The 2,211-nt window shown below is 47.0% G+C and carries 2 protein-coding genes; one reads left to right on the forward strand and one right to left on the reverse strand.

What is annotated here, in order from left to right:
* Positions 1-193 precede the first annotated feature (193 nt).
* Complete coding sequence (locus DXZ20_RS32990) at positions 194-790, forward strand: Uma2 family endonuclease (RefSeq protein ID WP_163702939.1); 597 nt, start codon at positions 194-196, stop codon at positions 788-790.
* A gap of 170 nt (positions 791-960) precedes the next feature.
* Here the strand turns inward: DXZ20_RS32990 and DXZ20_RS33000 are convergent, their stop codons facing one another.
* The gene (locus tag DXZ20_RS33000; RefSeq protein ID WP_163702940.1) at positions 961-2,142 is read right to left on the reverse strand and encodes an aldo/keto reductase; all 1,182 of its coding nucleotides are present in this window, start codon (positions 2,140-2,142) and stop codon (positions 961-963) included.
* Between the last annotated feature and the right edge of the window lie 69 nt (positions 2,143-2,211).

A 2,211-nucleotide genomic window follows, 5' to 3' on the forward strand; every position in this document is an offset into this window, starting at 1 on the left:
TATTCCCATCGCCCATATTTATGAGCTACACCAAGTTTATGAGCGAATTATCGACAAGTTCTTTGAGGGTTGAGAAATACCCAAATCAACATATGTGTCAACACCTTTCAGGTTCTGGCTTTCCACCAGTGGCATAGCCACTAGTAGCTGTCCTATGATAGGAAGCAAATCACTTTTGATTGAGGCAACGCCAATGACATTAACAACGGCTCCCCCAATCCCTGAAGAAAATCGCCTACTTTTCAAAGGCTTGACTTGGCGTGAATTCAAAGTGGTTGAGCAACTCCTTGAGCAGCCAGGGTATCGAATTTCGTTTCTAGATGGCACCTTAGAGATACAGCAAATGCCTGGAGAACTCCATGAAACCATCAAAAAGCGAATCGCAGCCCTACTGGAACTATACTTGCTGATGGCTGGGTTTGACTTTAAGCCAACTGGCTCTATGACATTAGAAAACGAAGCCAGAAATGTTAAACGAGAAGCTGATGAGTCGTATAAACTGACGCCTAGTAGCCAACGTCCAGACTTAGCTATCGAAATAGTTTTCTCTAGCGGTGGCATTGACAAACTAGAAGCTTACAAACGCCTTAAAATTTCTGAGGTTTGGTTTTGGGAAGATGGAGTTCTCAAGCTTTATCATTTACGAGATAATAACGATGAAGCCTACTATGAAAAAATCAGCGTTAGTAAAGCTGTTCCAGAGATGGATTTAGATTTATTTTGTCGCTGTATTCTCATCGACAACCATGTTGAGGCACTCAAAACTTTTCAGGCAGGTTTATCAGCGTAGTGCAGAAGATAACTATAATCGTTTGCCTTTAAATCTCATCTTGACACCATTAGCTGGAGCTAGGGTGACACCCCGACGTTTGGGTGTTTCAGGTGTTTGATCAACCCACTCCAGCTGATAATGTGCAACCATGGTTGCCAACACCAATTTCATTTATGGTTACGCAAGCTCTAGGATTCTGATAGACGCTTGACCTTTGCTCCAGCCAGACGTGTGTGGATTTCCATCAAGCGCTGAGGGATAACATCCTGGTGAGGGCTGTGCTGAAGACAGCGACGCAGGTCTAAAGAGTTCACATTATCGGCACGGGAACCAGGAAACCAGTGGCTGGCACCGCCCAGTAGGTTATAGCGGGCAGCGGCGTATTCGGTCATATCGAAGGCATCCACTAGATTACCAAGCCAGAGAATGATGGGGATATTTAGATTGCCGGGGGTGTCGGCTGGTTTGGGTAGCCCCACATCCCAGGTTTTGTACCAGGTTTCGCCCAGGGCTGCGATCGCACTCTCCTCCAGCTTTTTTAGAATCGGTGGTAGTACCTCATCCGCCTGATCTATCAATGGCAGTACCTTCACGTGCTCATCAAAATCGCTAGGCTTAGCAGCCCCCAGGCTTAAAGTATGCACCTGGGAATGGCTCAGACAAAACAGGTCGTTAAACACCATTGGGCTCAGCGGTGCGCACAGGTCCACCAGCTTGGGTGGTGGTGCATACAGATGGCCGCCTTTATCCGATGGACTGATGATAAACACACCCACATCGTGCTTTTGGGCCGCTTCAATGGCAGGCCAATTATTTTGAAAAATGTAGTACCAGTGCAGGTTCATATAGTCGAACTGCCCGGTATTCACCGTGTCGACAATGACATCGGTGGGGCCATGGGTGGAAAAACCGACGTAGCGCACTCGACCCTGGCGTTGAAGTTCACGCACAACCTCCATGCAGCCGCCCGGACGTAGTGTGCAGTCCAGCAGTTCGTAGGTATTAATGCCGTGGATACCCAACAGGTCTACATAGTCTAGCTGTAGGTTTTTGATGGACTTATTAAAGGTGGCGAGGAATTCTTTAGGATTTTCGCGGGGTGTAACTTTGGTTTGAACGATGATGCGATCGCGATCAAACGTCGGCAATACTTTACCTAACTGGATTTCTGATGTGCCATAGCCACGGGCAGTTTCAATATGATTGATACCTAGCTCAATCGCACAGTGGATTGTCGCATCGAGGTTTTGTTGATTTTTTTCTGGAATCATCCATTGCGGGACATCTTTCCAGGAGTGCTGATACCGCATGCCGCCGCAGGAGAACACCGGCATTTGCAGTTCTGTGCGTCCAAATCGACGATATTGCATTCGTTTGCTGTGACATTGTTCATTGATTAGTATGCAAGATTTAAGTCGATTCTGCCGTTGATGTAACGG

The sequence above is a fragment of the Adonisia turfae CCMR0081 genome, assembly GCF_011009555.1.
GTDB classification, from domain to species: domain Bacteria; phylum Cyanobacteriota; class Cyanobacteriia; order Phormidesmidales; family Phormidesmidaceae; genus Leptothoe; species Leptothoe turfae.